Origin of the sequence: Chryseobacterium sp. 22532 (assembly GCF_052044665.1) — a bacterium.
Lineage (GTDB): Bacteria > Bacteroidota > Bacteroidia > Flavobacteriales > Weeksellaceae > Chryseobacterium > Chryseobacterium lathyri.
Window position 1 is genome coordinate 598822 of the sequence record NZ_JBQENJ010000003.1, and the last position, 23045, is coordinate 621866.

A 23045-nucleotide genomic window follows, 5' to 3' on the forward strand; every position below is an offset into this window, starting at 1 on the left:
AATACAAGTAATCATTAATTTACTCTTTGCAACGACCTCCATCTGTTTAAAGATAATTATCTAGTGTATCTAAAATGTCAGTTCTTAAATTCCAGAAATTTATGGAGACAATAACAAATAACTTCAAGCAACTTAATATTGGGGTATTAATCCAACAAAAAGTAAGAGAAACAAACACAGAAATCTCTCGAATATGCAATTTTCTAAAATGTACACAGGAAGAGGCAGAAAAAATGTACCTCAGTAAATCCTTAGATTCAGAAATCCTCCTGAGGTGGTCGAAGCTCTTAAAATATGACTTCTTTAGGATTTACTCCCAACATTTAATTTTATATTCTCCCTCCAAAGCTTTACATAAAGTAACAGAAAATAAAAAAACGGCAATGCCTCAGTTTAGAAAAAATATTTATACAAAAGAAATCATTGACTTCGTCCTGGAACTGACTGAAAAGGGAGAAAAAACAAAACAGCAGATAATGGATGATTATGATATCCCGAAAGCCACCTTCTATACCTGGATCAAAAAATATAAAAGATAACACCTTATGCCTAACTATAAGAAACTATATACGGATATTATTAGCCATAAAAATCCTGAAAAATGGGAAGAGTGCTCATTTATTTTAGGTAAGGAAGAACTTACAACTCTGGATATTATTAATCTTAATGAAATCATTTTCAATGATACAGATAAAGAGGTAACAAGATTTAACCAACAACATAAATCATACGATAAAAATGCTATCATCGATATGCTCGTGCATCAACAAGTTAATAAACTGAATAATACTCAGCTGGCTACTCACTTTAAATTAAGCAGAAATTCTGTTGCTAAGTGGAAAAAAGAGTATACACTTTAAGCTGGGCGAAAAATACAATACTAAATGCCTACAAATGCCTACAATTAAGAATAAAAAATAAGTCTGCTATATGTTATGGCAGACTTATTTTAAAGCGTTATTAAGTTTAGATTTAATACCTCGTAAGAATTATCCTATACCCTCTTGCGACGTTTCCATTATTAGTAATATTTATTGTTCCTGCCGCCGGCATGGTTAGCGTATAGTTTAAAGCACTCGGATTTCCACCATCCGCACAACCAACCACATCTGTCCAGGCAGTTGAAATGCTGTATCTGCTGATCTCATTAAAGATAGGTGACTTTGCTGTATTTCCACTCCCTTGATTTCCCCCTAATCCATTGATCGAATATAAGCTGCTTGCAGTGCTATTTATTACGTAATATTCTGCAATTGCTACATTACCACACCCATCTCCAACTATGACCACAGCTTTATAAAAACCACCATCAGATAAACCCGTAATCAATTGTCCGGTAGCTCCACTTGCGAGATTGTTGAGAGCAGATGAGAGAACGGCCCCAAAAGTTGTAGAAGGAGAAGCTTTAACCAATACTCCATTAGAATCCGCATAAACAGGAGTTACAGCATTAGTTCCTGCTACAATATCCATCGTTCTAATTCTCGTATGACCTGCTACATCCAATAATTCTGTCGGTGCAGAGGTTCCGATTCCTACATTTCCAGCAGAGGTGATCCTAAGACGTTCCAGATAACCTCCACCAAGAGAATTTCCCATATAAAAGTCTTCATCTGTACTGGTACGTATACTTCCAATTCCCCAATTTGCACCTCCCGATGTAGGTCCACTGTTTGTAAAACCTAGAAGTGAAAAATTTCCGGCAGCCAATGGAGACGTATTTCTCAATGCTAAAATAGACAGATTATTACCACCAGCTGGAGCATCAATTAAGGTATACCTGTTCAAATTAGCTGCGGTGGTAACTATATGCATCTTAGTCGTAGGAACAGTAATACCTACACCTAAGGATCCGGTGTTGGTTACAACCATATCATTAGCCTGTTGGGTAACTGAAGGGGCTCCCACAGCAGGGTTATCTTTAGCTCCATCAATATGGAAGGTACCCTGAGGGTTTGAAGTACTTACGCCAACCTGAGCATTGCCAAATGATAAGAAACCTGACAGTACAAGTATCAGTGGCGAAACATTTTTTTTCATAATCTTTTGCTTTTTTTATTATTTTATTGTGTTTAATCATTATCATCGCCTATACATTAAAAGCTATCTTTTGATTTTCACCCTTCAAATGGCTGCTCAGTCTGTGACTCGTTCTCTTCTTCTGTTGAGAAGAAGAGCCCAAAGTCAAGGAAACTAATCAAAATTTTGTGCTTTTAGAAGCGATATAAAAATTCTATTATCGTAGGGAATCCGAGAATAAAACTCTAAGACAAAGATATTTTATTCATGTAACTAACTGATAGATAAGACGTACGATTTACTCTTGCCCGTTGTAGAAGTAATTCTATACTTCTGCTATTATATATTATTCTACTTTAAAAAGTCATTGACCACCTTAAAGAATACTTGAATATTCCCAAAAAAATAAAACATTATAAATCAACAAAATACCCATGAAATCCAATTAAGATCAGCAGCCAAAGAGTTCGGGGATAATCCTGTCAAGTCACTTAAGGAGACACTATTTGATAGTTGTCCCCTTTTTTATACCCATAAGAATATGTGACCCAACCTTTTACAATTGGGATATGTAGAATTCAATTTTAACGTTAGAATTGACAAAATTTCAATCTGCACATCAGTTTTTCTGCCGTATCTACCTTTAATATCTTTATTTCTATGTTGATTAAATTTAACTTTTTCCCATAGCCATTCTGTAACTCTTGGGAGTCCAGCCTGTTTGTTTTCTGAAAAAATAGGAAAAATGAGAGAAATTATTAAATCCAAGCTCAAAAGCTATTTCTTTAATTGACTTATTTGAACTGTGTAATAATTTCTTTGCTTCCAATAATATCCTTTGTCTTATAAATTCCAATGGAGATATTTTATATTGTTTCCGGCACAGAACTCCTAGATAATTGGGAGTAATGCATAGCTCTTCAGCATAAAAGGCGACACCTTTTTGCGTTTTGTAATAGGTTTCGACAAGTTCATGGAACCGGAAAGCAGGATTATTGTAATCACTCAATGCAGATTTTCCATGCATCTGCTCTATCCAAAGGTTAATCATCAGCGCTAAAAGTCTTACCCTGGCATTAATAAGTTCCGGAAATACAACTTCCGAATGTATTTCTTTACGAATCGCATCAAACTCCATACTGAATTTTTCATAAGCTTCTTCGTTAGACTGGATCATTTCGTATGTACTGTGAGGCGAAAAAGTATGCTTTAATGTGGGAGAAAATGTTTCAAGAATAGAATCATTAATGATCAGCCTTCTGCCACTCGCATGCAAAGGCAGGTTCCATATATATTTTCTTTTAGGGAGATGAACAAATAGTTGCCGGGAATTTAAGATATACGTATCAATATCCGTAATACAATTACCTTCAATGCATTCATCTAAAATAATAATTGTGAAAGAATTGTCAGGAAAACGGTTAAGCTCGGAAGAACTTATTTCGCCCTGATAAATAACATCAATATCTTTTTTATCCTCTTTTTTCAATATAGCTGAATTATTCTTTTGTTGCATCCCTTATTTATGTCCGATAAAGTTACTTAAATTCGATAATACTCATTAATATCCGGAATTGTGAAATAAATATTGTCTATTATCTGCAAGTATAGAATAACCGTTTTCGAAGAAAAACATTCAGTATATTTGTAATAAGACTTATTATATTTAAATGTTGACAGATCAATTTGGAAGGAGCATAAACTATCTTCGGCTTGCTATCGTAGACCGGTGTAATCTCCGCTGCACCTACTGTATGCCGGAAAACGGTCTTACCTGGATTAAGCAAAAGGAATTAATGACTGACGAAGAAATGCTCAGAATCTGTTCGGTATTTACAGAATTGGGAGTAGATAAAATCAGGATAACAGGAGGAGAGCCTTTTGTCAGAAAAAACAGTATTGAACTCATCCAAAATATATCGCAATTAGATGGACTTACCGATCTCAGTATAACAACCAACGGTCTTCTTACTGAACAGTATATTCCGCAGCTTAAAAAATTCGGGATCAAATCTGTCAACTTAAGCCTTGATACACTCGATAAGGAACGCTTTTTCCGAATCACCAGAAGAAATAGTTTTGATCAGGTGATGAAAACTTTAGACAGCTTGTTACAACATCATATAAAAGTAAAAATCAATACGGTAGTCATGGAAGGGGAAAATATTGAGGATATCATTCCATTGGTAACGCTTACAAAAGACCTTCTGGTAGATGTCCGCTTTATTGAAGAAATGCCTTTTAACGGAAGTGATACTGATATTTCCCTGAAATGGAATTTTACACAAATTTACAGCTATATTAAAGATCATTTCCCAGAAATCCAAAAGACAGATGATCCTAAAAGCTCAACGTCTTACAGTTATAAGATCCCAGGCTTTGCAGGAAATATTGGAATCATTGCAGCTTATACCCGTTCATTTTGCGGAGACTGCAACAGAATAAGAATCACCCCTTCCGGTATTCTCAGAACCTGTTTATATGAAGGAACCGGTGTCAACCTAAAAGATGAAATCCGTATAGGAAAAACAGATGAAGAGTTGAAAAACATCATTATCAGCAGCATACACAAAAAACCGAAAGACGGCTGGGAAGCTCAGAAACTGAGTTTAACCGCCTCACAAATCCATCAGTCAATGGCAACAATAGGAGGATAACTATGGAAATGATTAGCGTACAGCAGGCAGAAGAGATTATACTTTCCCAAATCAAAGACTTCGGAACCGAGGAGATTTTCTATGAAAATGCCTCAGGAAGAATTTTAGCAGAAAATATTTTGGCAGATCGCGATTTGCCGCCATTTGACAGGTCAACAGTAGACGGAATTGCCATCAGTTTTAATTCGTTTGAAAAAGGAATTCGCACCTTTACCATCAAAGCTGTACAGGCAGCGGGAGAAGTACCAGTTTCTATTGATGATGAAAACGAATGCATAGAAATTATGACCGGAGCAGCTTTGGATTCTTCAATGGACACTGTCATTCGTTATGAAGATATTTCGATAAACAACAATTTTGCAAGCATTACTATCGATGTTAAAAAAGGACAGAATATCCATCTGAAAGGAAGAGATAAAAAGGCAGGAGAAATATTGGTAAAAGCCAATCAAGTGATAACTCCATCTATTCTCGGGATTGCTGCGTCAGTGGGAAAAACATTTCTAACAGTGAAAAGACTTCCCAAAGTAGCCATTATTTCCACAGGGGACGAAATGGTACCACCTGAAACGATCCCTACTCCATTTCAGTTAAGACGCTCCAACGGAATTACCATAAAATCCGTTTTGGAAAAATACAGAATAAATGCTGACTGGCTGCATTGGAATGATGATTTTGAATTCATAAAAAAGGAACTTTCCCAATGTATCGAAAATTGTGATATTTTGCTGATGAGCGGCGGGGTTTCTATGGGAAAATTCGATTATCTGCCCAAAGCCTGTGAAAAACTGGGAGTAGAAAAGCTTTTTCACAAAATAAAACAAAGACCAGGAAAACCGTTCTGGTTTGGAAAAAGCCAAAACGAAAAATTGATTTTTGCATTTCCGGGAAATCCGGTTTCCGTATTTATGTGTCTGCACCGGTATTTTATTCCCTGGTTGGAAAAATCTTTGGAGATCCTGGAAACAGCACAATATGCCGTTTTGCAAAATGATATAGATTTTCCATCTCCACTTCAGTATTTTGCGCAGGTAAAACTCAGTGTGAACCCATCGGGACAATTAATCGCCGAATCAGTAAATACCAATGGTTCCGGAGACTTTTCCCATCTCACAGAGACGAATGCATTCATAGAACTTCCCCTGGAAAAAACTGAGTTTAAGAAAGGCGAAGTGTATAAAATCTGGAAATATAATTTTTAATGTATTTATGACAAATTTTTCACATCTTAATAAAAAGGAACAGCCGGGTATGGTGAATGTAGGCGGTAAAAAAATTACCCACCGGAAAGCAACTGCCAAAGCCATTGTGGTACTTCCTGAAAACATTCTGGAAGCGCTTCAAAAGGATGATTTTAAAACTAAAAAAGGTTCTGTTTTCCAGACCGCCATCATTGCAGGAATAATGGCAGCAAAAAAAACCGGTGATCTGATTCCTCTCTGCCATCCGATCGGCATGGATAACTGTGAAATAGATATTGAAATCAACTCTCAAAATGAAATTGAAATCTATTGTACTGCAGAGATTGAAGCAAAAACAGGTATCGAAATGGAAGCACTGACAGGAGCTTCTGTTGCTGCACTCACCATTTACGATATGTGCAAAGCAATGAGCCATGACATTGTGATAAAAGAAATACAACTCATCGAAAAAACAGGAGGAAAAAATGATTTCAAAAGAGACTGATTTCCCCAAATTAAACGGACTGATACTGGCAGGAGGAAAAAGCCAGCGAATGGGAAATCCTAAAGATAAAATCAATTGGCATGGCAAAGAGCAGCGGTATTTTGCGGCTGATCTTTTAGCTCCATTTTGTGAGGAGGTTTTTATTTCCTGCAGACAAGACCAACTGGAAAATTTTGACACAGATTACAAGGCTCTTACCGATACTTTTCTGAACATGGGACCTTTCGGCGGCATACTTTCGGCGTTGCGCTCTCAAAGAGATAAAGCATGGTTAGTCGTTGCCTGCGACTTACCTTTATTGGATAAAAAATCTTTAGAATTTTTAATTGAAAACAGAAATACCGAAAAAGTAGCAACTACTTATGAAAGCCCGTTTGATGGGCTTCCAGAACCGTTGATTACCATTTGGGAACCTAAAAGTTATCCTCTGCTCCTCAATTTTTTAGGATCAGGAAATACCTGTCCAAGAAAAGTTCTGATCAACAGTGATACATTAATCCTGAAACCTGGTAACCCAGAAGCTTTAATGAATGTGAACACACCCGAAGATATGGCAAAGGCAAAGGAAATTTTAAGAAAATAGATTTAACCGAAGATAAAAAGCATATGAGTAACCCGCTTGAACGTTATCATTGCCAGATGGCTTTACCCGGATTTGGTGTTTCTTCTCAGGAATTACTTAAAAATGCCAAAATTCTGATAGTAGGTATGGGCGGATTGGGCTGTCCTTCGGCACAATATCTTGCTTCTTCAGGTCTAGGGACAATTGGTCTTGCGGATGATGATACAGTCTCCGAAAGCAATCTGCACCGCCAGATTTTATATGCTCCGGAAGATATTGGAAAATCAAAAGTTGACATTGCCGCTACAAAATTACAACAACAAAATCCATCGGTAAAAATCATTCCTTTCAATTTTCGGGTAACTTCTGAAAATGTAATGGATTTGATTTCTGAATTTGATTTAATCATTGAAGGAACTGATAATTTTGAAACAAAATGTTTGCTGAATGATGCATGTGTTTTATCTGGAAAACCGTTGGTTTACGGAGCAATTTATCAATATGAAGGCCAGGTAAGCATTTGGAATGTTATACAGAAAGACGGTACTTACTCCCCCAATTACCGTGATGTTTTTCCGAATGCGGAAGAATCACAGGTTCCGAACTGCAGAGAAGGCGGCGTGCTTCCTACGCTGGCAGGCATTGTAGGATGTATGCAGGCTAATGAAGCCATAAAATATTTTACAAATCCCGAGGATTCATTGGCAGGAAAACTCTGGATGATGAATGTTCTGAATGGCAAAACACAGATTATTAAATTAAGAAAAACTTCTGTGCAGATTACAGCTTTACCTCAGGCTGTCGAGACCATTACGTTTGAGCAGCTGATGCAGAAGAAAGATCATTTTGAAATCATAGATGTCCGTACATCGCAAGAACATGAACAGTTTAATATAGGAGGAATCAATCTTCCTGCAGAAGAATTACAGAATCATTCAGATTATATTTTAAGTTGTTCAAAACCTATTTTGGTTTATTGTCAATCCGGGAAGCGAAGTACAGAAGCGGTAAGAAAAATAAAAAAGAGCTTTCCTGAAAAGGAAGTATTTTCTTTAAAAGACGGCATCCAAAAAATATAATAAATACTTCTTAATTTAAAATCATTCAGAAGTAATAATCATCTTCTTTTTTAAGCATCAATCAATAATATTCTGAGTCATTTTCTGAGAAACAGCAATATGTTCTCCTACCATCTCATGAATGGTCTCATCAATCATGATACACATACTGTTCAAGGCTAAATCATTCGCATCCGTTCCAAAAGGCTCCTCAATTTCATCTGCAATCGCTTCAAATGCAACAAATGTATAAGCTACAAATACAACAATAAGAGGTGTAAACCATCCCAGCGAATCTACAAGACCGAAAGGCAGCAAAAAACAATAAATATACACCGTTCGATGCAACAGAACACGGTAACTGTAAGGAATCGGGGTAGAAACCAATCTTTCACAACCTCCTAAAATATCAGAAAGCTTATCAAAATTCTCATCAAAACGCGCCTGTTGGATAGAATCTAAGTAACCTTGATCTTTCGCTTTCTGAACCCATTCTGCAAGCAACCGCATAATAACTGCCGGCTTATATTTTGATCCTGCAACAATTTTCAGTTGGTCTTCATTAAGCCTTGATTTTAAATCTTCATAAGCATCTGTTCCTCTAAGTTGATGTTTCAGCGCAAAAACAAAGGAACTAAGTAAGTTAACAAAGCTATGGACAGAAATTGTATCGTTCTTTATATTGCTCAGAGTCATTGCTTGCCGGGTCAATGCACGTGTAGTATTCAACAAGGCGCCCCATAATTTTCTTCCTTCCCAAAATCTGTCATAACTGGCATTATTTCTAAACCCGAGGAATAAGGCCAGTACAAAACCAAACAGCGTAAGCGGCGCAGGATTTAACGGAACTTTAAATGAGAGTATTATTCCATGAAAATAGGTCACCAATAAAGAAAGGATTAAAAGCAATCCCAAACGGGGAAGCAAGGCAGGCAAAACAGAACCGTGCCACACAAAAAGCATTCTGAACCAGTGTTCTTTTTTTCTTATGATCATTACTAAATGATAATTTACTTAAGTAATATATTTTATGGTTGTTCGAGGCTTGTTCCGGCTGCAGCAATGACATGATCATCAATCCTTTTAAAAATTTCGGGACTATGCTTTCGGATTTTGATACGGACATATTTGGAAGCAGGCATATTAGCTCCATTAACCACATTATTGATGGATACCAATACATTGGTTTCCGGGAAATAGGTCATTGTACTTTTCTGCGGGATGGGATATTTTACAACAATAAAAAGAGGAGCAATTCTTTCAATTCCGTCATCATAATTGAAAAGGTCTACATGGTCACCTTCTTTGAGACCGGCTTTCTCTATATCTTTTTCATTCATCATGACAACTCTTCTTTCATTGAAAATCCCACGGTAACGGTCATTCAGACCATACACAACTGTATTAAACTGATCATGTGTTCTGGTGGTTCCCATCAGGTATTCGTCATCTGCAAGCGAATTATCCGGCACTGCTGTTATATTGAAAGCAGCTTTTCCCGGGTAAAATTCACTGTTGAAAATACCATCCCTTGGTCCGTTCGGAAGATAAAAACCGCCTTTCTGAACAACCCTTTCGTTATAGTTTTCAAATCCGGGAATACATTGTTCGATATCATTACGAACGGCATCATAGCTGTTGATAAATTTGTCCCAATCTACAACAGAACGTTCACCTAAAACTGTTTTTGCCATTCTGCAGGCGACGTGTGTTTCATTGATCAGATTTTCAGAAATCGGCTCCAGAACACCTCTTGACCATTCCACAACACCCATTGAGTTTTCTGTACTTACGTGCTGAAGTTCTCCATTGACCATATCTTTCTCACTCCTGGAAATTACCGGCAAAATAAGAGCTTCTTTCCCATGGATAAGATGATTTCTGTTTAATTTTATAGAAACGATTACAGACATTTCCAGCTTTCGCATTGCTTCTGCTGTAAAGGTTGTGTCCGGTGCTGCAGAAAGGAAATTACCTCCCATGCAGAACATAAATTTCACCTTTTCTTCGTGCATCGCTTTCAGTGCATTCACAACATCATAGCCTCCTTCTCTCGGAACTTTAAAGCCATAATATTCCTGTAATCTGTCCAATTGCTCGGTCGTAGGATGATGGTTAATAAGTAGCGTTCTGTTTCCCTGTACATTACTGTGACCTCGAACAGGGCAGACTCCTCCTCCCTGAATTCCTATGCTTCCTTTCATCAGCAGGAGGTTCACGATATTATAAATCATTTCTACCCCATTGTGCTGTTGTGTGATTCCCATTCCCCAACAAATGATAATACGTTTTTTTGAGGCAATCATTTGTGCGGCTTCCCTTAGATTTTCAATCGGAATTCCACATTCCTCGGATAAAAAATTGAGGTCATACAATTTTAATTCTTCAACCAATTCATTGAAGCCCGCAGTTTTATTAATGATAAAATCGTGGTCAAGAACTTTTCCCGGATTTTTAGCCTCTTCTTCCAATACCAGAATTTGAAGTGCCTTTAAAAGTGCCATATCTCCGTTAATTTTTACAGGAAGATATAAATCCGACAATTCATAAGGTTTATTGAGCAAAGCACGAACTTCCTGAGGATTTCTGAAACCTTTTAATCCGGCTTCAGGAAGCGGATTGATTGCCATAATTTTTGCTCCGTTTTTCTTTCCTTTAGTTAATGCGGAAAGCATTCTCGGCGAATTGGTTCCCGGATTCTGACCGATGATAATGATGAGGTCTGTATCATAAAAGTCTTCCAGCTTTACGGTTCCTTTTCCGATACCTATGCTTCTTGAAAGCGCATAACCGGAAGTCTCGTGGCACATATTGGAGCAGTCCGGGAAATTGTTGGTTCCGAATTCACGGGCGAACAACTGATATACCCAGGTTGCTTCGTTGCTGGTTCTTCCTGAAGTATAAAATATGGCTTCGTTAGGCGAATTCAAAGCGTTTAATTTTTCGGAAATTTTTGTAAAGGCATTATCCCAACTTATCGGCTGATAATGGGTTCCTCCTTTCGGTAAATACATAGGCTCCACGATTCTTCCTAACTGGCTGATTTCAAAATCCGTCAGTTTTGCTAAATCATAAACCGAATTTTCTCTGAAAAACTCTGCACCGATTTTTTTTGAGGTAGCTTCTTCCGCCAGAGCTTTTGCTCCGTTTTCACAGTATTCACCCAATCTGGAACGTTCATCATCCGGGTCGGGCCATGCACAGCTTGGGCAATCGAAACCATCAAACTGATTCATACTGAAAAGAGCCCTTCCTCCACGAAGAACAGAGGCATTGAGAACCAACTGGTCCAATGAATGGATAACAGCAGGAACACCAGCTGCCCAAGCTTTTGGAGGTTTCAATTTCAAATCCAGCAATTTATATGGAGGTTCTGCAGAAGGTAATCTACTACCCTCTTTTATTTTATCGAATGAATCTTTGTTTTCCATGATCTCTAAATTTTAAAAAATGAAAAAATTAGCATTTTATATTCGGGTTGGGGTAATTGTCGCTTTGGTCTTCCAGCGTATTATCAATACATACAAAATCTTTTTCTACTAAAAGCTTTACCAATCCTGATTGTCCGTCAAAACCTACCCTGTCTGTAGAAATCCACTCTGCTATCATTGTTGATGGCATTTTCAGTACAATTCTGTTTTCGATGAAAGCGGCTGAAAGTTCTTCGTCCTCTGTTTTTTCAATAGAATAAATAAACGGACGGTCTACAAATTCTGTAAAGCTTGAGATGCTTCCGTTTTGTCCTAATTCTGCAACTTCAGACTGGGTCAAACGGAATCGTATTGAGTTGTCTTTAATTCTTATTTTCATAACAAATTTTCAATTTTAAAATGGCTGCCTGAATGGTAAATATTAAACCTATTATCCCGGAGAAAGCCTAATAAAGTGATATCAAATTCTTTTGCCAGATCTACTGCAAGGCTGGATGGCGCCCCTATTGCTGCAACAATCGTAATTCCTGCCATTGCTGCTTTCTGGATGAGCTCGAAACTGGCTCTTCCGCTTAGAACCAAAATTTTATCGTCGAGAGGAAGTAAATCTGCTGATAATGCATATCCTATGAGTTTGTCCAGTGCGTTATGCCTTCCTACATCTTCACGCAGTGCCAAAAGATTGCCTTCCAGGTCAAAAATGCCGGAAGCGTGTATACCGCCTGTAGCACTGAAATTATTCTGAAACGACTGCAGCTTTTCGGATAGTTGATACAGAGTTTCCAGGGAAACTTCTGTGTTTTGTTTTGTATGATTATGGAAAGTGCTTACTGTTCTTATGGATTCTATGGAACCTTTTCCACATACACCACAGCTGGAAGTGGTATAAAAATTTCTGTCGGCTTTCATAAGCTCGGGAATACAACCTTCTGTAAGCTCAACAATGACAATATTTTCACTGTTTCTGGAACATTCTGCTTCCGGAAAATAGGTGCTTTTAACCTGTTGATGGCTGGAAATAATTCCTTCCGTAAACAGAAAACCGATTGCCAGTTCTGCATCATTTCCTGGAGTCCGCATCGTTACAGATATATTTCTGGACTCTTTTTTATCTTCTGCATAATAATAAGAAACCCTGATTTCCAAAGGTTCTTCTACAGAAACATCATCCGTATAAGGAAAACTGCTGTTGTCCTTAACTTTGACGATTTCTATCTGTTTTACTGACTTATTTGATAGCAGATGGGCTTTCATAATTTAATAACTGGTTTTAATAAAGGTACAAAATTTTGTTCCTCAAATTACGGATGTGCGGAAACCCATTCTTCTCCATCTTCAAAAATTTCTTTTTTCCAGATGGGAACGGTTTTTTTAATATTCTCGATCATATAGCTGCACGCATCAAAAACAGCATTTCTATGCCCGTCACTCACCACGATAATCACAGCAGCATCGCCTGGAAATAAAATTCCGGTACGGTGATGAACTACAATATTTTTTACCGAAAATAAAGAAATGGCTTTACCCACTATTTTTTGTATTTCCTTAACTGCCATAGATTCGTAGCACTCATATTCCAAACGAGTGACAGATTTACCTTTGGTCTGATTTCGTACTGTTCCTACGAATGATGCCATTCCTCCGCATGCAGGATCGGATGCAAGGCTAAAGCAATCCGTAAGATCCAGTATATTTTCTGTTATTTTAATATCAACCATATCTTTTATCCACCACTCACCGGTGGAATTATTGCTATTTCGTTAGAAACCGTTAATACCTGATAGTCTTCTGCATATTCATCATCAACGGCAATAAAATAAGATTTCAGTTTTTTCAGTTTAGGAAAATCTTTTTCCAGAAGCTCTTTTAGCGCATTAACATTTGCACCTTCATTTATTTCTATTTCTTTCTCTGAAGTTCCGAAAATATCTTTCGTTATTCCGAATGCTAATATTTTAAGTATCATTTTTAAATTTAGCTTATTACCAATATTTTATTAAAACATTTATCCCGGCTACCAAAACCAGGACAGCTGTCATTCTTTTGATGACCAAGGGATTCCATTTCAGTGACATCCTGGAACCTATCTGTCCGCCAATGAATACGGCAAAACACAAACTGAGAATTCTGAAATAATCCATGTCTGCAGATAATTTGGATAATTGTCCGAAAATCCCTGATACTGAATTTACCAATATGAAAACACTTGATGCTGCTGCAACTTTTCGTGAGGTATCCCATTTCATGAGGTTTAATAGAGGGGAAAGAAAAATTCCGCCGCCAATTCCCACCAATCCTGATAAAAATCCGATTCCCCCTCCTAAAAATCCGTTTTTGAACAGAGAGGTTTCTGTATATTCTGAGGGGTTTTCGCCATTTTTTGTTTCTGTCTTGATCCAAAGCAACAATGCAGCAATGATTAAAGTAATGCCTAAGATCAGGAAAAAAGTTTCCTGGCTTATTTTTAAAACAGCTCCCAGATACGCCATAGGAACACTTATAATCGTAAGCGGAAGTATTTTCTTCCAGTCAGTCTGCTTATTTTTGATATAAATAAATACGCCTCCTATTACCACAATAACATTACAGATAAGCGCTGTTAACCGTATTTCCTGATAAGGAAGACTATACATTGCCAGAACAGCAAGGTAACTGGATCCTCCACCAAATCCCACAGAAGAATAAATGAAAGCGATGATTAAAAAAAACAAAAAGATTTCCCAATGCCCCATATATTTTGAGAATTAATTTTCTTACAATAATACTCATTTTTAGGGCGTCATACGAAGGTATAATAAAAAGTTTCTACCGTAATTTGTGAGAAGAATATTCTGAATTGTTTATTTTATAAAACCAACCTCATTATCCCAACAGCATTTATTAAATTTGATAAATAAAAACCAATATACCCATCTCAATGAATAATACTTTTTCTACTGATTATAATGCTCAGAATGTTACAGATTATCCGAATAATAACACCTATTTTTTAATATGGAATTTTAAGGACAACATTGATCCCGATAAGATCAAATCAGTTTTCCAAAGAGTTTGTGCTTTGGTAATTAATTTGAATAATTCGGCACTTGACCGTTTTCCGGATTCCAAAGCCAGCTGTGTAATGGGGATTGGATATGAAGCATGGCAACAACTTGAATTGCCTCAACCACTGCCTAAAGAATTTAAGAAATTCCAGGAAATAAAAGGCAGTAAACATACGGCAGTAAGTACAAAAGGAGATTTGCATTTTCACATCCGGGCCGATGAAAAAAGCTTTGCTTATGATATGGCTTCTATAATTTCCGGATATATGAAGGAAATAGCAGATTGTGTAGTTGAGGTACAAGGATTCCGTTATTGGGATAGCAGATCTATTTTAGGATTTGTTGACGGTACTGAAAACCCACACGGCAAAGACCGGGATCATTTTGCCATCATTGATGATTCTGATTTACAATATGAAGGAGGAAGCTATCTTTTTGTACAGAAATACATCCACAATATTAATGCCTGGAAATCGCTTTCTGTGGAAGAACAGGAAAAAGTAATAGGCAGATCCAAAGACCTTGATATTGAAATGGATGATGATGTAAAACCTAAAAATTCACATATTGCATTGGCTAATATTGGTGATGACTTTAAAGTTGTGCGTGATAACATGCCTTTCGGAAACGTAGCAACTCATGAAATGGGAACTTATTTTATCTGCTATGCAAGTACATTCAGCACGGTTGAAAAAATGTTGACCAATATGTTCATCGGTAACCCGCCGGGAAATTATGACCGAATTCTTGATTTCAGTACTGCACAAACAGGAACATTATTTTTTGTTCCAAGTTTAGACATGCTTGATGAATTTTCAGGATAAATTTATAAAACAATAATATTAGAATATAATGAATGTATGTATAAATATAAGTTTAACAATCAAAAATACATTTAATAAATTATAAAATATTATAAATCAACAAAATACTTATGAAATCCGATTAAGATCAGTAGCCAAAGAGTTCGGGGATACAAAGGCTAGCTACCCTATTTGGTTAATTAACGGCCGCCTCTTTGCCAAATTTTTTCAGTGTTAGAAAATGCGAGTACAGTGCCGATAAAAAGCTCTTATTTTCAATGTAAGGCAAGTTGAACTCCATCGCTGTCTTCTTCACAATAACAGAGATCTTCCCATAATGTATGTGGCAGACTTTAGGAAACAGATGGTGCTCTATCTGCCTGTTTAGTCCGCCAAGGAAAAATGCCGCGAGCTTATTGTGCGTTGCAAAATTTGCAGTTGTACGCATCTGGTGCTCCGCCCAGGCTTCTTCTATCTGCCCGGTTTCGTTAGGCACAGGGAAATTGGTACCCTCAACAACGTGGGCCAGCTGAAATACCAGTCCCATCGTCAAGCCTTCGGCAATATGTAAGAACAGAAAACCGATCAGAAACTGCCACCAGCTCACATCCAGTACCAATAGCGGCAATATGATAAAAAGGAAGTAATAAAGCGCTTTATAGAAAAACAAATTGAAATATTCCAGCTTAGGGTGCTTATTCTGATGTGCCCCAATTTTTTTCTGGAAAAACTTTACAAAATCCTTACGGAACACCCATGACAGGGAAGCTAAGCTGTAAAGCGGAAAGGCATACCAATGCTGGTACCGTTGAATTCGATTCACTTCGTCTTCCTCAGCAATCCGGATCAATCCCGGCGCGACTTCAATGTCCTCATCATGTCCGGGGATATTGGTATAGGTGTGGTGAACCACATTGTGAGTGATACTCCAAACGTATGGATTGGCGCCGATCAGATTAAAAATAAACCCGAACAGTTTATTCACTTTTTTATTACCGGAAAGTGCACCATGTATAGCATCGTGGCATACATTGAAGCCTACAAAGGCACTAAACATACCCAGAACCACTGCAAGTGGTAAGAGCATCCAGGTCGGAAGCAGACCTGAAATGATTACAAGGTAAATTCCAATAAACCCTGTAAGGAAAAATACAGTTTTGCCCCACATATGGCCATTGGCATGTTGACTTAATTGATGCTGACTGAAAAATTGATCTACTCTGCTCCTAAGAGTTGCATAAAAATGAGAACCAGAAACTGATGAGAATTTTACTTTTTGTGACATAAGATATCTTGTTTGATCTACCTAACGCGAACAAACAGATGTGCTAAATCGGGTGTTGGAATGAGGAGCGTATTAAGCTTTCCGGTACATTACCGGATTGTTTACATATATAACGTATTAATTGTTAATTTATTATATTTTAATTAAAGGTACATTTATTTGTCCATGCCTCATCCATCTGAATGATTTAGAAAGATTTCTAACTTAAATCATTAAAGCCAACACAATGCAATTCAAAATGATTCAGGCTTACTGAGAAAGACCCTGCAGAAAATGTTAAGTCTTTTTGTATTTTAATAAAACAGATTCTATTATTCGCTAAAGGATATACAAAAGCCACCGTAATTTATACGGCAGCTGCTTTATTTTTAGTTTTGAACTTTATTTAAGCTTATAAGAATTTCCGTTCCAGAGATACGTTTTGGAAGAATGTTTTTTCTTTTCTCTGTCTTTGTCATCTCTTTCCATTTCCTCTGTTTTAAAGATAAATGCATTGGGAATTCCGCCTTTATCATTGGGAAATACAAATTCTTCGGAATGGTAGTATACATCGGCATCCCCTACATTCATCAGTTGTGGCAGTGGAACCAGCTTTTTGTCTTTAAAAAGAACATACTGAGTATAGCTTGCAATTCCGCAGGCTTCACCGGAAACCATAGCTTTAAGGGTGAGTTCCACACTCTGCAGCTTATGTCCGCTTTCAATGGTAAATGTAGCATAGCTTAGTTCCTCTCCTCTTCCGGTGTCGAAGTACACCTCATCAACTAAATTGGTTCCTTCGATGACTTTTATCCCGGCAATGTTTTGCTTTACAGTTTCATTATATTCTTTATTTTTCCGGTCTACCGTTTTTGAAAGTCCAAAAAGGAAATCGTAGCCGTTCTTATTGCGGTAACCAACGGAAAGATTACCTCCCCAGACATACCCTTCCGAAACCAAATCTCCTTTCTGATAAGAAACTTTGTACCAATTAGCCCCTCTTTCGCCTAACTTAAGTATTGCTTCTTCTTTTTTAAGGATCAGCACCTGCTGGTTGGTTTGCAGAGAATCTGTTACTTCAGCTTTTACATCCGGTTCTTTTCTTACTCTGGTCCAGTCTGTAAAAATTTTCTGGGGTTTGTTTTCTTCAAAGCTGAAAACTCCGTCAGGATAAACGCCATTTTCTTCCTGTGCAGAAAAAAACTGCAGGAACAGCAGGCATAAAACCGTCAATAAAGATTTCATATGACTATTGTGTTTCATTATTTTTCCAGCAAAAGGCTTACCCATTCTTCACGCTGAAGTTTCTTTTTAAGTTCCAGTCCGCTTTCATTGCATACTTCCAGGATATCATCCACGTCAAAGAAGCACAGTCCGGAAAGCAGCAGTTTTCCCCCTTCATTCATAACAGAAACATAGGTAGGAATATCGGAGATCAGGATATTTCTATTGATATTAGCCAGAATGATATCAAAGTTTTCTTTTCCTAAATTTTCTGCGGTTCCCAGTTCAATATCAAGTTCAACCCCGTTTCTGGCAGCATTTTCTTTTGAGTTTTCCACAGACCATTCGTCTATATCAATCGCTTTTGTATCCCCTGCACCTATCTGCTTTGCATAAATTGCCAAAACCGAGGTTCCACATCCCATATCAAGCACTTTTTTACCATTGAAATCAATATCCATCATCTGCTGAATCATCAGGTGCGTTGTAGGATGATGCCCTGTTCCGAAAGACATTTTTGGCTGAATGATGATTTCATGCATTCCCGGGACAGATTCATGGAATTCTGCTCTGATGAGCACTTTATCATCAATATTGATCGGCGAAAAATTCTTTTCCCATTCTTCATTCCAGTTGATATTGGGCATTTCTTCGAAAGAATAAGTGATCTGTACATTTTCATTTTCAAAAAGCGGAAGTGCTTTAAGATCTTCTTCTTTAAACTGTTCTTTCTGGATATATCCTAAAATTCCGTCGATTTCTTCCGTAAAGCTGTCAAAACCTATTTCGATAAGCTCCGCCATTAATATCTCGTTCCATGGCTGCAATGGAGAAATCCTGAAATTGAATTCTAAATAATTTTGCATGTGAGTGAATAATTTAGTGCAAAAATAAGGATGTTATTATTGTTAAAAAAATTGAAGTGCCATGAGTCTTGTATATTTTGAGAATAATGTCTTTGTTTTATGGCAAAGGCCAGTAAGAGTTTTTTTATTTTGGCTAAAGCCGGATGAGATTATTAAAAAGAGAAAGCGGGCTAAAGCCCGCTCCTATTGAATATTTTAAACATAAGTTAGTTCCTGGGACATCACACAAACCCAAATTTCGAAACTCATAGCCAATCTATGGATTTGTAGAAAAAATAGAACCGTTAGCAATCAATGCTCTTCTGTTCATTTTCAAAATATCTCTTACCCATTCTGCAAAGTCTTCCGGCTGAAGTACTTTATCAGGATTTCCGTCTGTTAATCCCCCCTGAATACTCATATCGGAAGCAATAGTGCTCGGCGTTAAAGTGATCACACGGATGTTCTGCTTTCTCCATTCTGCCATCATCGATTGTGATAAGGAAACTACCGCTGCTTTGGATGCTGCATAAGCTGACATATTCGGACCGCCTTTCAAACCCGCTGTAGAAGCCACATTGACAATATCTCCCTCACCATTTGCTTTTAAGAACGGATACACCGCCTTGGCAGCATAGTACACTCCAAACAGATTGGTTTTAATGACCTGTTCCCAGGTTTCGGAAGGCATATCTTCAATGCTTCCAAAATCCCCGATTCCGGCATTATTAATCAGAATATCTACGCTTCCCAGCTGTTTTGCAAGGGATTCGATTCCGGTTTTCACTTCAGATTCGTTATCAATACTGAAAACAGCATAGGCCGAGTTTACACCAAGCGCTTTAATTTCTTCAGCCGTACTTTTAAGATTTTCTGCATTTCTACCAGTAACAGCAACATTCACTCCTTCCTTAGCCAAAGCTAAAGCAACCGCTTTTCCCAATCCTCTTCCACCACCAGTTACGATGGCATTTTTTCCGCTTATATTCATAATATTATTGTTTCGTCAGACAAATTTACGAAAGAACATTTTTAAAGGACCGATAGAATCCGGATTTAACCGAATTTTAATAGTAACCTCTGATTTTTATACAAAGGGACAAAGATTTTGAATCCTTAAGTTATTTTAAAGTTTAATGTTTAAAGTTTAATGCTTTAAAGATAAAAAGTTCACTTAAGTTCTAAGAAACCGGAGATCTTTACCAACAAAAAATTCATCGGATCAAAATTCCCCTCCCATGGAGGGGTGGCGAAAAATCAAAGAATTTTTGACGGGGTGGTTTACAGCACAATCATTTCAAGTTACCAAAAAAACAAAACCGGCTTAATCATAAACCGGTTTCTGTTGAAAGTATAGTAAAAAATGAAAAACTATGGAATAAGAACAGGGTTCTGTACCTCGAATTCTTCGGAAGCGGTAAACTGATTTCCGTACATATCTGCAGCTTTCACTTCAAGTTTATGTTTTCCTAACGCAAGCTTCTTAGGAAAACCTGCAGTCCAGATATGTTTTGACATTTCAGGGTTGGAAGGTCTTCTTCCGGGGAATAAATTCTGTGTAGAATCCCATTTAAATACGGAAAGGGCAAAATTCGGATCTACTGTTTCGTCATAATCCATTTCTTCCCAGGCTCCATTGTCTATCCTGTATTCTACTTTGTCCTTTTTGCTTCCCATGAAAAAGTTGGCAAGGATCTTTGCTGAGGTTTTTGACGGGTAAGGAATCACTTTCGGAACATACAATTTGATCTGATAGTCCTCCGGTTTTCCGGCTGTTTTATATTTAACTTTATACTGATTATCATTAAAGCTGATGAACGAATATCCTTTTGCAGTTCCGTCTCTCATGGTTGAAGTAGGCAATCCTATCTCATCAGACGTTCCTGACCACCAGTCGCCACAGGTAGTTCCCACATTGTATTCATGCAGGTCTTTTGAACCGTTCCAACCCGCTTGTTTTCCATAGAATATCTGTTGCTGAATGTGTGTGTGAGCCGATAAAATCAAAGCATTTTGAAAAGGAGTCAGGTAATCAAATAATTTCTGGCGGTCTGAGTTTCTGAAATTATCTTCGTTCTTATGCTCTAAAGGAATATGGAAAGAAACAACGATCAGTTTGTTTTTATCAACCAGTTTCAGATCGTTTTCAATGAATTTCAGCTGGTCCTCACGGAATCCGCCCCAATAGCCTTTTCCGTCCCTCGGATCTGGATATAGAATATCATCTAAAATAATAAAGTGTACATTTCCGTAATTGAAAGAATAATTAGCCGGACCAAAATTATTTTCAAAGGTTTCATCTGAAAATTGATCTTCTTTGGTGTCGTAGTTCATATCATGATTTCCCATCACATTGTACCATGGAAGGCCAATCTCTTTCATTACATCCGCGTAAGGTTTCTGAAGGCTCAGATTATCGCCCACCAAATCTCCTAAACTAATTCCCAATACTGCATTTTTCTTAGTACCTTTCACTTCATTCACGATAGCTCTTTTAAAATAATCAAGCTCTTTTTCTGTGTAAGGCTGAGGATCCCCGAAAACAAGAATATCAAAATTTTTGCTTTCGTCTTTTTTATAAAGCGGGAAGTTCAGCTCTTTCGGAAGATCTCCTGTTGGCGCTGTTCCTTTATATTTAAAATCAGCCGGTGAGCCTTTTGGCTTGTGATGGTAATAAAACTGCGGTAGATTATTGCTGTTCAGAGCCGTCTGATATCCTGAAGGTTTGATCACAAAGATGGTTTGGTTTTCCTGAACAGGTAAGCTGTACCTACCGCTTTTATCAGTAAGCACAACCTGAACTCCATTGGATACCGAAACGCCTTCAATTCCTTTTTCCCTGTTTTCTTTCTTCTGGTTCTTATTACTATCTTCAAACACATATCCTGAAACGGAATCCTGTGAAAATGCCATTGCCGAAACCAATACGCAAGGCATTAGAAATTTTATCCTGATATTCATATCTTATTCTTAATTTTTATCTATTAATTCTTGACTACTTATTCCACCACATTTTTACATTGATATCATCTCCACCCATCTGCTGAATCGCAGCCTGGTAATTGGCGGTGTTCAAAACTTTAGGGTTTGGCGGATACATTAACCTACTAGGCATGGCACCACCGTTCAGAAGACCTCCATTATTGGGAAGTACAGGAAAACCCGTTCTTCTTTTTTCAAACCACTGCTGCTGATCTACAAAGAAAAGCGCCACATATTTCTGAAGCATGATTCTTTCCATTTCAGGCTTATAAGCCACATTGGGATTGCTGAAGTAGTTGGCAGGCATTACTGCTCCCCACTGTTCTATCGCTGCTTTTACTCCATTCTCATAATAAGTTTGCGCACTCCCCTGAACAATTCCTTTAAAGGCAAGCTCGGACAATATGAACTGCAGCTCAGCATAAGGATACATAAGGATTTTCAGAGGGGCTTTGGCTAGGTTCTGATTAAGATTTGAAGGCTGATAATCGAATGTGGTTCCAAAGGCATACCCGGAAGGTGCTCCTTTGTACCCTATACTAACATTGTTCAGATCTTTGGCCTGGGAGAAGAACATCGCCAAACGCGGATCATTATTTGCTTTCAGCGTTGTAACAAAAAATTCGGAAGCAGCTCTTCCGGTAGTAAAATCCTGGGGTCTGGCAATAGGCGGCATCAGAGGGGAAACTCCCGTGATATCTAGTTTCGCTCCATCGGCATTGCTTTGAAAAATTGGGTATACAGAAGGATTACCGATGATCTCCTGGATTCTTGCATGAACATTCACTTCACCATTCTTGCTTAGAATTCTTGTCAGCAATCTTAAAGAAAGTGAATTACAGAACTTTTTCCAGTTGGTGATTCCGTTTGCATCTGATTCAGCTTTGTAAAAAAGGTCATTTCCCGCAAGCACTTTATTGGTGATAAAAAGGGAATTGGCTGTTTTCAGATCATCCAGCAGTTTTACATAAATATCTTTCTGTCTGTCGAATTTGGGCTGTAAAATTCCTTCATCCAGCTTGGAAGCTTCAGAGAAAGGAACATCACCATACGTATCGGTAAGGTTGGAATAGATCCATGCATTCAGTACCAAAGCAATAGCTTCATAGTTTTTATCCCCTTCTTCAACAGCAGCTCTTTTCAGGTCATCTACCTGCTTCAGCCACCGGTAGGAATTATTCCAGAACCCGGCTCCGGTATTTTCAGTGATGTAGTAACGGCTCAGCGAGTTTCCTTCATTCGGGAAGTCCAGAGATACCTGCATAAGGTCGAAAGTAAAGTCATTAGCCCTGTTATAGCCTATTGCAGCCATATTATACTGGATAGGAACCAGCAGTGAGCTGGCCACTGGTTTATTGATCCGGCTCTGGTCTTTATTGATCTCATCAAGGCTTCTGTCACATGACACAGCAGTTCCCAAAAGCATGAGAAATGAAGATATATAGATAAGTTTTTTCATTGTTCTGATTT

General features: G+C 37.7%; 23 protein-coding genes. 8 read left to right on the forward strand and 15 right to left on the reverse strand.

Annotated elements, in window-relative coordinates:
- Positions 1 to 383: 383 nt before the first annotated feature.
- Together ACTJIV_RS10610 and ACTJIV_RS10615 are read left to right on the forward strand one after the other, a co-directional pair.
- Positions 384 to 539, forward strand: coding sequence for a hypothetical protein (locus ACTJIV_RS10610; RefSeq protein WP_440627326.1), 156 nt, complete (start codon positions 384 to 386; stop codon positions 537 to 539).
- 6 nt (positions 540 to 545) lie between these two features.
- Positions 546 to 860: a helix-turn-helix domain-containing protein gene (locus ACTJIV_RS10615; protein ID WP_440627328.1), complete on the forward strand. Its 315-nt coding sequence runs from the start codon at positions 546 to 548 to the stop codon at positions 858 to 860.
- Between the two features lie 112 nt (positions 861 to 972).
- On the opposite strand, the gene ACTJIV_RS10620 is transcribed toward ACTJIV_RS10615, so the two are convergent.
- Both ACTJIV_RS10620 and ACTJIV_RS10625 read right to left on the reverse strand, forming a co-directional pair.
- A complete protein-coding gene (locus ACTJIV_RS10620) occupies positions 973 to 2040 on the reverse strand; it encodes a hypothetical protein (RefSeq protein ID WP_336379615.1) in 1068 nt (355 codons plus the stop codon).
- A 652-nt stretch (positions 2041 to 2692) separates the two neighbouring features.
- A complete protein-coding gene (locus tag ACTJIV_RS10625; protein WP_440627330.1) occupies positions 2693 to 3535 on the reverse strand; it encodes a helix-turn-helix domain-containing protein in 843 nt (280 codons plus the stop codon).
- A gap of 154 nt (positions 3536 to 3689) precedes the next feature.
- Between ACTJIV_RS10625 and moaA the strand changes: the two genes are divergently transcribed.
- The 5 genes from moaA to ACTJIV_RS10650 are packed head-to-tail and all read left to right on the forward strand — an operon-like array spanning position 3690 to position 8003.
- Entirely contained in the window at positions 3690 to 4676 is a 987-nt protein-coding gene (moaA, locus tag ACTJIV_RS10630) for a GTP 3',8-cyclase MoaA (protein ID WP_440627332.1), read from the forward strand.
- Between the two features lie 2 nt (positions 4677 to 4678).
- The gene (locus ACTJIV_RS10635) at positions 4679 to 5878 is read left to right on the forward strand and encodes a molybdopterin molybdotransferase MoeA (RefSeq protein ID WP_440627334.1); all 1200 of its coding nucleotides are present in this window, start codon (positions 4679 to 4681) and stop codon (positions 5876 to 5878) included.
- A 7-nt stretch (positions 5879 to 5885) separates the two neighbouring features.
- Positions 5886 to 6362 carry a cyclic pyranopterin monophosphate synthase MoaC gene (moaC, locus tag ACTJIV_RS10640; RefSeq protein WP_440627336.1) on the forward strand — a complete coding sequence of 159 codons (477 nt, stop codon included), beginning with the start codon at positions 5886 to 5888 and terminating at the stop codon, positions 6360 to 6362.
- Positions 6343 to 6945 carry an NTP transferase domain-containing protein gene (locus tag ACTJIV_RS10645; RefSeq protein ID WP_440627338.1) on the forward strand — a complete coding sequence of 201 codons (603 nt, stop codon included), beginning with the start codon at positions 6343 to 6345 and terminating at the stop codon, positions 6943 to 6945. Before moaC ends, ACTJIV_RS10645 begins: the two co-directional genes overlap by 20 nt.
- Positions 6946 to 6968: 23 nt before the next feature.
- Positions 6969 to 8003, forward strand: coding sequence for a ThiF family adenylyltransferase (locus tag ACTJIV_RS10650; RefSeq protein ID WP_440627340.1), 1035 nt, complete (start codon positions 6969 to 6971; stop codon positions 8001 to 8003).
- A gap of 57 nt (positions 8004 to 8060) precedes the next feature.
- Here the strand turns inward: ACTJIV_RS10650 and ACTJIV_RS10655 are convergent, their stop codons facing one another.
- The 7 genes from ACTJIV_RS10655 to ACTJIV_RS10685 are packed head-to-tail and all read right to left on the reverse strand — an operon-like array spanning position 8061 to position 14145.
- The gene (locus ACTJIV_RS10655; RefSeq protein ID WP_440627342.1) at positions 8061 to 8978 is read right to left on the reverse strand and encodes a bestrophin family protein; all 918 of its coding nucleotides are present in this window, start codon (positions 8976 to 8978) and stop codon (positions 8061 to 8063) included.
- Positions 8979 to 9010: 32 nt separating this feature from the next.
- Positions 9011 to 11413: an FdhF/YdeP family oxidoreductase gene (locus ACTJIV_RS10660; RefSeq protein ID WP_440627344.1), complete on the reverse strand. Its 2403-nt coding sequence runs from the start codon at positions 11411 to 11413 to the stop codon at positions 9011 to 9013.
- A gap of 28 nt (positions 11414 to 11441) precedes the next feature.
- A complete protein-coding gene (locus ACTJIV_RS10665; protein ID WP_440627346.1) occupies positions 11442 to 11792 on the reverse strand; it encodes a DUF7009 family protein in 351 nt (116 codons plus the stop codon).
- Positions 11789 to 12667, reverse strand: a complete 879-nt coding sequence (gene fdhD / locus ACTJIV_RS10670; protein ID WP_440627348.1) for a formate dehydrogenase accessory sulfurtransferase FdhD — start codon at positions 12665 to 12667, stop codon at positions 11789 to 11791. The genes ACTJIV_RS10665 and fdhD overlap by 4 nt, the downstream gene beginning before the upstream one ends.
- A 47-nt stretch (positions 12668 to 12714) precedes the next feature.
- Entirely contained in the window at positions 12715 to 13131 is a 417-nt protein-coding gene (locus ACTJIV_RS10675; RefSeq protein WP_336379624.1) for a molybdenum cofactor biosynthesis protein MoaE, read from the reverse strand.
- Between the two features lie 5 nt (positions 13132 to 13136).
- Entirely contained in the window at positions 13137 to 13379 is a 243-nt protein-coding gene (locus tag ACTJIV_RS10680; protein ID WP_440627350.1) for a MoaD/ThiS family protein, read from the reverse strand.
- 16 nt (positions 13380 to 13395) lie between these two features.
- Positions 13396 to 14145, reverse strand: a complete 750-nt coding sequence (locus ACTJIV_RS10685) for a sulfite exporter TauE/SafE family protein (protein WP_440627352.1) — start codon at positions 14143 to 14145, stop codon at positions 13396 to 13398.
- Positions 14146 to 14330: 185 nt separating this feature from the next.
- On the opposite strand from ACTJIV_RS10685, the gene ACTJIV_RS10690 reads away from it, so the two are divergent.
- Positions 14331 to 15281, forward strand: a complete 951-nt coding sequence (locus tag ACTJIV_RS10690) for a Dyp-type peroxidase (protein WP_440627354.1) — start codon at positions 14331 to 14333, stop codon at positions 15279 to 15281.
- Positions 15282 to 15456: 175 nt separating this feature from the next.
- On the opposite strand, the gene ACTJIV_RS10695 is transcribed toward ACTJIV_RS10690, so the two are convergent.
- The 6 genes from ACTJIV_RS10695 to ACTJIV_RS10720 all read right to left on the reverse strand — a co-directional run bounded on the left by ACTJIV_RS10695 (position 15457) and on the right by ACTJIV_RS10720 (position 23034).
- A complete protein-coding gene (locus tag ACTJIV_RS10695; RefSeq protein WP_116012115.1) occupies positions 15457 to 16545 on the reverse strand; it encodes a fatty acid desaturase family protein in 1089 nt (362 codons plus the stop codon).
- Positions 16546 to 16926: 381 nt separating this feature from the next.
- Positions 16927 to 17787, reverse strand: a complete 861-nt coding sequence (locus ACTJIV_RS10700) for an SH3 domain-containing protein (protein WP_440627356.1) — start codon at positions 17785 to 17787, stop codon at positions 16927 to 16929.
- Entirely contained in the window at positions 17787 to 18614 is an 828-nt protein-coding gene (gene prmA, locus ACTJIV_RS10705) for a 50S ribosomal protein L11 methyltransferase (RefSeq protein WP_440627358.1), read from the reverse strand. Before prmA ends, ACTJIV_RS10700 begins: the two co-directional genes overlap by 1 nt.
- Before the next feature lie 256 nt (positions 18615 to 18870).
- Complete coding sequence (locus ACTJIV_RS10710; protein WP_111955875.1) at positions 18871 to 19584, reverse strand: 3-ketoacyl-ACP reductase; 714 nt, start codon at positions 19582 to 19584, stop codon at positions 18871 to 18873.
- Between the two features lie 380 nt (positions 19585 to 19964).
- Positions 19965 to 21530, reverse strand: a complete 1566-nt coding sequence (locus ACTJIV_RS10715; protein WP_440627562.1) for a calcineurin-like phosphoesterase C-terminal domain-containing protein — start codon at positions 21528 to 21530, stop codon at positions 19965 to 19967.
- 58 nt (positions 21531 to 21588) lie between these two features.
- Positions 21589 to 23034 (reverse strand): SusD/RagB family nutrient-binding outer membrane lipoprotein, encoded by a 1446-nt coding sequence (locus ACTJIV_RS10720; protein ID WP_440627360.1) that lies wholly within the window; start codon positions 23032 to 23034, stop codon positions 21589 to 21591.
- Between the last annotated feature and the right edge of the window lie 11 nt (positions 23035 to 23045).

Excerpts from the sequence above, each read along its gene's own strand:
- moaC (WP_440627336.1), top strand. The coding sequence starts at position 5,886 with ATGACAAATTTTTCACATCTTAATAAAAAGGAACAGCCGGGTATGGTG.
- ACTJIV_RS10620 (WP_336379615.1), bottom strand. The coding sequence starts at position 2,040 with ATGAAAAAAAATGTTTCGCCACTGATACTTGTACTGTCAGGTTTCTTA.
- ACTJIV_RS10650 (WP_440627340.1), top strand. The coding sequence starts at position 6,969 with ATGAGTAACCCGCTTGAACGTTATCATTGCCAGATGGCTTTACCCGGA.
- ACTJIV_RS10655 (WP_440627342.1), bottom strand. The coding sequence starts at position 8,978 with ATGATCATAAGAAAAAAAGAACACTGGTTCAGAATGCTTTTTGTGTGG.
- ACTJIV_RS10700 (WP_440627356.1), bottom strand. The coding sequence starts at position 17,787 with ATGAAACACAATAGTCATATGAAATCTTTATTGACGGTTTTATGCCTG.
- moaA (WP_440627332.1), top strand. The coding sequence starts at position 3,690 with ATGTTGACAGATCAATTTGGAAGGAGCATAAACTATCTTCGGCTTGCT.
- ACTJIV_RS10660 (WP_440627344.1), bottom strand. The coding sequence starts at position 11,413 with ATGGAAAACAAAGATTCATTCGATAAAATAAAAGAGGGTAGTAGATTA.
- ACTJIV_RS10680 (WP_440627350.1), bottom strand. The coding sequence starts at position 13,379 with ATGATACTTAAAATATTAGCATTCGGAATAACGAAAGATATTTTCGGA.
- ACTJIV_RS10685 (WP_440627352.1), bottom strand. The coding sequence starts at position 14,145 with ATGGGGCATTGGGAAATCTTTTTGTTTTTTTTAATCATCGCTTTCATT.
- ACTJIV_RS10720 (WP_440627360.1), bottom strand. The coding sequence starts at position 23,034 with ATGAAAAAACTTATCTATATATCTTCATTTCTCATGCTTTTGGGAACT.
- ACTJIV_RS10625 (WP_440627330.1), bottom strand. The coding sequence starts at position 3,535 with ATGCAACAAAAGAATAATTCAGCTATATTGAAAAAAGAGGATAAAAAA.
- ACTJIV_RS10635 (WP_440627334.1), top strand. The coding sequence starts at position 4,679 with ATGGAAATGATTAGCGTACAGCAGGCAGAAGAGATTATACTTTCCCAA.
- ACTJIV_RS10665 (WP_440627346.1), bottom strand. The coding sequence starts at position 11,792 with ATGAAAATAAGAATTAAAGACAACTCAATACGATTCCGTTTGACCCAG.
- ACTJIV_RS10645 (WP_440627338.1), top strand. The coding sequence starts at position 6,343 with ATGATTTCAAAAGAGACTGATTTCCCCAAATTAAACGGACTGATACTG.
- ACTJIV_RS10615 (WP_440627328.1), top strand. The coding sequence starts at position 546 with ATGCCTAACTATAAGAAACTATATACGGATATTATTAGCCATAAAAAT.
- ACTJIV_RS10715 (WP_440627562.1), bottom strand. The coding sequence starts at position 21,530 with ATGCCTTGCGTATTGGTTTCGGCAATGGCATTTTCACAGGATTCCGTT.
- ACTJIV_RS10610 (WP_440627326.1), top strand. The coding sequence starts at position 384 with ATGCCTCAGTTTAGAAAAAATATTTATACAAAAGAAATCATTGACTTC.
- ACTJIV_RS10710 (WP_111955875.1), bottom strand. The coding sequence starts at position 19,584 with ATGAATATAAGCGGAAAAAATGCCATCGTAACTGGTGGTGGAAGAGGA.
- ACTJIV_RS10690 (WP_440627354.1), top strand. The coding sequence starts at position 14,331 with ATGAATAATACTTTTTCTACTGATTATAATGCTCAGAATGTTACAGAT.
- prmA (WP_440627358.1), bottom strand. The coding sequence starts at position 18,614 with ATGCAAAATTATTTAGAATTCAATTTCAGGATTTCTCCATTGCAGCCA.
- ACTJIV_RS10675 (WP_336379624.1), bottom strand. The coding sequence starts at position 13,131 with ATGGTTGATATTAAAATAACAGAAAATATACTGGATCTTACGGATTGC.
- fdhD (WP_440627348.1), bottom strand. The coding sequence starts at position 12,667 with ATGAAAGCCCATCTGCTATCAAATAAGTCAGTAAAACAGATAGAAATC.
- ACTJIV_RS10695 (WP_116012115.1), bottom strand. The coding sequence starts at position 16,545 with ATGTCACAAAAAGTAAAATTCTCATCAGTTTCTGGTTCTCATTTTTAT.